We start from the raw sequence: 6,383 nt of genomic DNA on the forward strand, positions 1-6,383 counted from the left end.
CGGGCGAAAACCATCGAGGCTCGCGGCGGAGACGTTGTCCAGCCGCATCAAGAAGCCGGATATACGTCAGCAGTTGTGGCCGTCGATCCTGATCAAGCCGGTCGTTGCAATCGGGCGGGGTCCATATACGTCCACACATGGCCCGTCTCGGACCAACTGGGCCGGTTCGATTACCTCGGCGACAGTATCGCGCGGGCCATCGTCCTGAACAATGCGGATCAGCCAGGCGATCGTGGTGGTGCCCGCGTCACGCTCGCGCGTCAGGCGCCAGCACTATCATGGCAAGGTCGTAGCTCAGCTCGATCTGCTCGGCGGATCAGAGGTTAGCTTGCGAGCGGCTTCAGCCTTAATTGCGAGCCGGGTAATCTCCGCGCGGCCACTGGCGAGGAGCCGCTCGACGATGGCATCGCTGATTACCTTGACACCGAAGCGCCAGCCTCCGCGCGGCCGCCGCTCAAACGGGCCATGTTGGAGCAAGCGCAGGAAGTAGCGCTCGTTGTAGTTCTTCTGGTCGTTCATCACTTAGCCCCGCCTCTTGCCGGCGAGGAGGACCGTGATTTAGAGCTTGCGATAAGTCAACGGGTTGCCGGATCATGGGCCAGCGTCTTGGCCTGAGCCCATATAGCCTCGGTAACCAACCGCCAGCACCAGGATGATGATCAGGAAAACGCAACCCCGATCCGTCGCTCCGAGCGCCACACCGCTCGACAGGAAAGCTGGGACTGCGCACTCGGAATGACGAGTGTGAACTCGTGCGGAATGCCAGATGCGCTGGGCACGTCCAGATTGGCGCCCAGATCGGAGAAGTTTCGGACGACGCAACTGAAGGCGCCCCCGGGAAACTCGATGATTGCCGACTTAAATACACGTTGACGGCGTGCGGTTCGCTTTTCCATGGGGACAAAGTTTAAGCCAGATTTTCTTACAGATCGATAAAGCTGTCGTGGAAAGGCGGGAGTACATTCTGCGGGCAAATAGAGAAAGCATTTACTGTGGGCTGGTCCAGCGAGAGTCTCCTTCCAGTGGACCTGATGTCTTCACGCAGGCATCGGAGGTTGTGCGAGCGAGCGCAGAAAACCTTACGCCTGCAGTGTTCCGGAAATGCAACGCCTTGTCCGCCGTCCAGGTCTGCTCACTAAGAGGGATTGGCAAGCTGGGGATGCCGGAGCGATGGCACAGTCACGGTTACCGTTGGTGCCAAGGGGACGCCGCAGGAGCATCAACAACTGCTGGCGATGGCGGCGGCTAGGCGGCGACCAGATGAGATCGCCCGCGCGCTCGGCAGTACAGAGCCAGTCGTGCGAGGCCGCGCGCATCTCCCATAACATCCCGTCGCGACTGGTGATGCAAAAGCGGAAGAGGCCATGATCAAGGGCGTGGCCATAGCTGGTCTTGTATTGGTGGCGGCCGGTCTTGCGGACCGACAACTATCCCAAGGACGTTATACTGACCGCGCCCTGGCTATGCTGAGCGAGATCGAGCATTCCTTCCGGCGATAGGTGAGAGCCGGCTAAACCCGCGCCACGGCACGAGCACGGCCTTGGTGCTCCAGTCCCGCCGGACGTCCGCCCCGCGCACCGCAGGGCGAGGAGACGAAGCGCCCCTCGATGTCCGATAAATACGCAATCCTGGCGCCAGTCATTCCGGCTCATGAAAAAGGGCCAGCCCCGAGGCTGACCCTTTTAAGTATATTATGTAAGCCGTCAGTAACGAGAAGCCGAGGCAGCGCCCCAATTGAACCGATAGTTCAGGCCGGCCTTGATGGTGTGCTCGTCATTGCGGAAGCCGACGGCGGTAACAACACCAGCGGCGCTTGTGAAGAGAGCGTTCCGGGTGCCGAAGTCATAGTACTGGTATTCGACCTTGCCCGACCAGTTCTGGGCGAACAGGTATTCGAGACCACCGCCTACCGTGTAGCCGTCGCGACCACCGCCGTTGTTGGTGAAGGTGCCGCCGCCGAAGCCATTCGTAAGGCGGGAGTCAGCCCAGGCATAACCGCCTTTGACGTACACCATCGCCGGACCCCAGGTGTAGCCAAGGCGACCGGTGACCGAACCGAGCCCACGGTTGACGAAGGGATTGTCATTGGTGTCGAGGAAGCTGTAGTTCGCTTCAATGCCCAGCACCCAGTTCGGTGAGAACTGATGGTCGTAACCGACCTGCGCGCCGCCCATGAACACACCATCGTTGCTGTTGGTGCCGGTGAAGCCGGGGGCCAGAATGTTGTTGTTGCCACCGAATGCGCCACCGACGTGACCGCCGATGTAAAAGCCGGTCCAGTTGTAAATCGGCGAGGCCTCCATCGCTGGGGCTTTGGTGTAAGGACGCGCGGCCATATCAGCTGCCGATGCCGTACCCGCTAGGGCGGCAAAAGCGACGGTAGCTAGAAGGAACTTTTTCATTTCGACTCTCTCAGGTTTCAAAGCTGTGCCGAACGGTACCCCAATCCACCGGATTTGCTGTAGCGCGCCAGACACACAGCGCACTGGAATGCTGAAGCGCACCATTTTTCGCGCGCGACCGCAGGCAACGGCGCCAGCTTGATTGCGGGACATTCTGCCCTCGATCGCTGCCACTACACGCTTGCGAAGATCAAGAGAGCAAGGCTTGCCTACCCATGTTGGCCTCCCCCCAGCCAGCATGGCGGCGAGACACTCTGATTTGGGCATGCCAAATCGATTCCGCCTAACCGCGTCGCGCTTGAGTTTATCGAGTTATGCGCTTAGCCATCTTAATGCCTGCAAGGCGATCACTGGTCATCCTCGAGCGGTTCTGACGATTTAATCGCGTCGCCTCTTCCGGGGTCAGGAGCACGAGACGAAAGTGCTTCTTCACAAAATGGCGAAGGCGTCGTCGTCTAGCTCATCGATCCTGTTGATTGCTATTCGCGTGAGGTCTCCGACCGGGGAGACGTGCTCGATCAGAACCTTGCCACCACGGTCGAACGCTGCTCGCGCGGCAACAGAGAACTCGGCTCTGTCATAGTTGCGGAGATTGTTAATGTGGCTCAGCTCCGGGTAGACCAGATACCCGGCCGAGGATGTTCAGTATCCGCTCGGCGCTGTGAATGGCTCCGCCGTTATCGGTGAAGCCCGTCGCGCGCATTTGCTTGCACAGCTTCGAAGCCAGCCGGAACATCGGGATCAAGTTGCCGGGATGATACTTACGCCGCTTCATGGAGGGGGCTCTCTCGATGGAGCTGCTGTCATGGGTCGTGATACTGAGGCACGCAGGGGCGGCGGGACTATCTATTTCATCCGATAGGACAGCAGCACTGGCTTGATCCGCATCGTCGCCGCTGACACATCATAGTCCATCGGGGATACGTTGGCCCCGACATACAGGCAACGCATCGACTGCCTCATGCGATGACGCATCCACCTCATTCATGAAGGTTGTGCGTCCTGTGGGTGGCAGGCTTGGGCCACGTTCGAGCACCGCTCGGCGCGGCAAACCTCTACGCAAACGCAACGCAACGACACAAGCCGCTGAGGGAAACCTTGGCGGCTTTTGCGTGGAGGCACTATCACCGGTCGTCTTCATGGCCCAACAGCAGCTTGTGCGTCACGCGATTGATGAAATGGTTTTTGCCGCAGGCTGGGCATTGCACGAGGATGAAGGAGGCGCGTGCCGCATTCGACTCAGCGTCGAACCGGTGCTGAACGTACTCGCCACTTGTCGCGCAACGAACGTGTCCATCATAGCCCAGCATCGGCCATGGCAGCGCCCGGCCCATGACCTAGGTCAATGTTCCCGGTGCACTTACCGCCGCCGCGCTTGCCACGGTTGATATCCTCCGCCTGTGCAGAGGCAGGTCCGAAGCCCCATCATGAGGTGATGGCGATCTAAGCCAAACCTCATCCGAGTTTGCGACAGAGAAAATGCATGGAAGGGATCAATGAGCGCATCCAGAGTCTGGCCCGTCGGCCGCATCGGCGATCGCGCCATTACAACGAACTACCTCCGGCCTTTGTCAACGCAATCGGGCCATTTGCGAAGTGGCCGCCGACACCGACTACGTCCGATCATCGGGATAGACCGGAAGTGCGCGGCAAAACCAAAACGGCGCTTTGATCCGAGGCGGATTCCACCGGCCCGCTTCAGCCTTGTCGCGGCCACTGATTGCGGGCAGACTAGCAGTGGCAGAGAGGGCAAGAGCTATGCAACGTCGGCTTGCGGCCATTCTAGCGGCGGATGTGGTCGGCTACAGCCGCCTCATGGGCGCCGACGAGGTGGGGACCCTCAATTCCCTCAAGTCGCACCGCCGGGAACTGGTCGACTGCGGCATTTCCGAGCACCACGGCCGCATCGTCAAAACCACCGGCGATGGGATGCTGGTGGAATTCGCCAGCGTCGTGGATGCGGTCGGCTGTGCGGTCAAGATTCAGCGCAGCATGGTGGGGCGCAACGCAGGGATCGCTGCGGAACGGCAGGTCGTGTTCCGGATCGGGATCAACGTCGGCGATATTATCATCGACGGCGACGATATCTTCGGCGACGGCGTCAACATCGCGGCACGCTTGGAAACGCTCTGCGAGCCCGGCGGCGTATGCATATCCAGGGCGGCGAACGACCAGATCCGGGACAAGCTGTCGATGGCTTTTGCTGATTTGGGCGAGCAGGCTGTGAAGAACATCTCGCGCGCGGTCGGCGTGTTCGGGCTCACTGCCAAGGACATCGAGGCAATTCCAGACGCCGCGATTCCCTCGTCTGCGGAAGACACCGTGGCGGCGTCAACCGTGCAACACAAGCAGGAAATTCACTTCTGCCAGACCGGCGACGGCGTGCAGCTGGCCTACGCCCGGATGGGCCAAGGGCATCCGCTGGTGAAGACAGGGCACTGGATGACCCACATCGAATTCGACTTCGAAAGTCCGATCTGGCGGCATCTCTACCAGGAATTTTCCCGCGAGCACCTTTTCATCCGATATGACGCAAGGGGAAATGGGCTTTCGGATCGTGACATCCCGGACGTAACATTCGAGCGGTTCGTCGACGACCTCGATGCGGTGGTCGACGCCGCGGGCATCGAACGGTTCGCGCTGCTCGGCATATCCCAGGGGTGCGCGGTCTCGATTGCCTACGCGGTCCGGCATCCGGAGCGAGTGTCGCATCTGATTCTCTACGGAGGTTATGTCGTCGGCTGGAAGAAGCGCGCCAGGACCGAGGCGGAGAAGGCGGCCGGGGATGCGATGCTGACGCTGATGCGGCTAGGATGGGGTCAGGAAAACCCGGCCTTCAGGCAGATGTTCACGTCCCAGTTTATTCCGGACGCTAACAAGGAGCAGGCCGACTGGTTTAACGAGCTACAGCGTATCTCGAGCTCGGCCGAAGACGCAGCGCGCAATTTACTGGCAAATGGCGAAGTGGAAATCAGTTCACTACTGCCGCAGGTCAAGGTGCCGACCCTTGTCATGCATTGCCGCAACGACGCGAGAGTGCCGTTCGAGTCGGGCCGTCGGCTGGCCGCGGGGATTCCCGGCGCCCGCTTTGTCCCGCTCGAAGGCCGGAATCACATCATGCTGGAGGGCGAGCCGGCTTTGGCACGCTTTCTCGACGAGCTACGATCATTTCTCGCCTCCGATACTCAACACTAAAGGTACTGGATACGGCGGCTCCGTTTCGCCGACCAATATGCGCCACGGGTTTCCCCTTGATGTCTGTTCTAGGCCAAGCGAAGTGCACGATGTCCGCTATTTGGGTCGCTATCGGGGGAAAGCGGACGTCGCACACAATCCGCGGACGGTCTTACTGCGCTAAAAATCCGAATGCGACAACCAGTGCCACCATGCTTGCGAAAATCAGCAGTGCCGGGAGGGATTTTCGGGTCATTGGCCTCGTCGAATGGCGCGCAGCCGATTGACCGGGGTGAGGTCTAGGCGGTCTCTGGGACCGCACGGCTTTGCCCTCTGTCGTTGGCGTCCGAGCCTTTGGTTCCGGCGCTGCGCCTACGCCTCCCATCTCGCTGTAATAAGCGCTGTAGACCTCGCGAACGGCTAGGGCCATGGACTCGGCCTCGCTCATTGTCTCGAGCCGAGTTCGATAGTTAGTCAGAAAGCTTTGGGCGCTGGACGGCAGGTCATCGAAACCACCGAGCTTGGCCATCATGAGCCAGGTGGCAAAATCCGCCTCAGCCTTCGTGCGCGCTCTCTTGGCGATACTGGCGTTGGAGCTAGAGGACAGGAGGACATGGTGGTCCGATTGGTTTGAACCCGGCCGCGAAGCGCGGCGGGAAAGGCAATTGGCAATCCAATCACAGTAATGACGGCGCGGGAGAGTTCAAACGTAAGCGCTTAGCCGCAACCCTATTGAGGCTGGCTTGACGTTTTGCGGAATCGCCACGGCATGAGGTCTTCGATGCGGCTATGGGGATGGCCGTCGAT

General features: G+C 60.1%; 7 protein-coding genes. 1 reads left to right on the forward strand and 6 read right to left on the reverse strand.

The features are described from left to right. Positions 1–294: 294 nt before the first annotated feature. From IVB36_RS06445 to IVB36_RS06465, 5 genes are all read right to left on the reverse strand, one after another. The gene (locus IVB36_RS06445) at positions 295–519 is read right to left on the reverse strand and encodes a hypothetical protein (RefSeq protein ID WP_247361379.1); all 225 of its coding nucleotides are present in this window, start codon (positions 517–519) and stop codon (positions 295–297) included. Positions 520–659: 140 nt separating this feature from the next. Beyond that, the gene (locus IVB36_RS06450) at positions 660–896 is read right to left on the reverse strand and encodes a PilZ domain-containing protein (protein WP_247361381.1); all 237 of its coding nucleotides are present in this window, start codon (positions 894–896) and stop codon (positions 660–662) included. A gap of 807 nt (positions 897–1,703) precedes the next feature. Further along, positions 1,704–2,402, reverse strand: coding sequence for an outer membrane beta-barrel protein (locus IVB36_RS06455; protein WP_247364558.1), 699 nt, complete (start codon positions 2,400–2,402; stop codon positions 1,704–1,706). Positions 2,403–2,997: 595 nt separating this feature from the next. Next, positions 2,998–3,177, reverse strand: coding sequence for a hypothetical protein (locus IVB36_RS06460; protein ID WP_247361383.1), 180 nt, complete (start codon positions 3,175–3,177; stop codon positions 2,998–3,000). Positions 3,178–3,526: 349 nt separating this feature from the next. Continuing rightward, entirely contained in the window at positions 3,527–3,736 is a 210-nt protein-coding gene (locus tag IVB36_RS06465; RefSeq protein ID WP_247361385.1) for a hypothetical protein, read from the reverse strand. A 424-nt stretch (positions 3,737–4,160) separates the two neighbouring features. Between IVB36_RS06465 and IVB36_RS40365 the strand changes: the two genes are divergently transcribed. Next, a complete protein-coding gene (locus IVB36_RS40365; protein WP_345946531.1) occupies positions 4,161–5,597 on the forward strand; it encodes an alpha/beta fold hydrolase in 1,437 nt (478 codons plus the stop codon). A gap of 151 nt (positions 5,598–5,748) precedes the next feature. On the opposite strand, the gene IVB36_RS06480 is transcribed toward IVB36_RS40365, so the two are convergent. Then, entirely contained in the window at positions 5,749–6,183 is a 435-nt protein-coding gene (locus tag IVB36_RS06480; protein WP_247364561.1) for a hypothetical protein, read from the reverse strand. Between the last annotated feature and the right edge of the window lie 200 nt (positions 6,184–6,383).

Source organism: Bradyrhizobium sp. 35, assembly GCF_023073215.1.
Classification (GTDB): Bacteria; Pseudomonadota; Alphaproteobacteria; order Rhizobiales; family Xanthobacteraceae; genus Bradyrhizobium; species Bradyrhizobium canariense_D.

Excerpts from the sequence above, each read along its gene's own strand:
- IVB36_RS06460 (WP_247361383.1), bottom strand. The coding sequence starts at position 3,177 with ATGAAGCGGCGTAAGTATCATCCCGGCAACTTGATCCCGATGTTCCGG.
- IVB36_RS06455 (WP_247364558.1), bottom strand. The coding sequence starts at position 2,402 with ATGAAAAAGTTCCTTCTAGCTACCGTCGCTTTTGCCGCCCTAGCGGGT.
- IVB36_RS06450 (WP_247361381.1), bottom strand. The coding sequence starts at position 896 with ATGGAAAAGCGAACCGCACGCCGTCAACGTGTATTTAAGTCGGCAATC.
- IVB36_RS40365 (WP_345946531.1), top strand. The coding sequence starts at position 4,161 with ATGCAACGTCGGCTTGCGGCCATTCTAGCGGCGGATGTGGTCGGCTAC.
- IVB36_RS06445 (WP_247361379.1), bottom strand. The coding sequence starts at position 519 with ATGAACGACCAGAAGAACTACAACGAGCGCTACTTCCTGCGCTTGCTC.
- IVB36_RS06465 (WP_247361385.1), bottom strand. The coding sequence starts at position 3,736 with ATGGGCCGGGCGCTGCCATGGCCGATGCTGGGCTATGATGGACACGTT.